Annotated in this window: 1 protein-coding gene; it reads left to right on the top strand. The window is 41.0% G+C overall.

Translation table 11 applies throughout. The features are described 5' to 3' along the window. Positions 1-502: ATP-binding cassette domain-containing protein (locus tag ABS911_RS15365; RefSeq protein ID WP_350468272.1), on the top strand; the 502-nt coding region annotated here is incomplete at both ends.

Raw genomic sequence — 502 nt, 5'->3', positions numbered from 1 at the left:
AATCTGCGTCAGCAGCCTTAAATCGTGTATTTGAGTTCTTAAATGAAGAGGAAATGGTAGAAGAAACAAACCTATTGAGCGAATTGCCGGATGTCCACGGTGACGTGACTTTCGAACACGTAAACTTCGGTTATGAAGCAGATCAACCGATTATCAAAGACTTCTCAGTAACCGCTAAATCAGGTCAGAAGATTGCTATCGTAGGACCTACCGGAGCTGGGAAAACGACAATCGTCAACTTGCTGATGAAATTCTATCCAATCGACTCAGGTGAAATTTACATTGATGGGAAACCAACAAGTGAAATTTCACGTGCAGCTGTCCACGACCAATTCTCAATGGTATTACAAGATACTTGGTTATTTGAAGGCACCATTCGTGAGAACTTAATCTTCAACCAAGACCACATTACCGATGAAATGGTTGAATCAGCAGCCGATGCAGTAGGTATTGACCACTTTATCAATACATTACCTAAAGGCTATGATACTGTATTAGACGA

The organism is Carnobacterium sp. (genome assembly GCF_040274425.1).
Note: the sequence above shows the minus strand (reverse complement) of the source record. Positions and strands in the feature narration are given on the sequence as shown.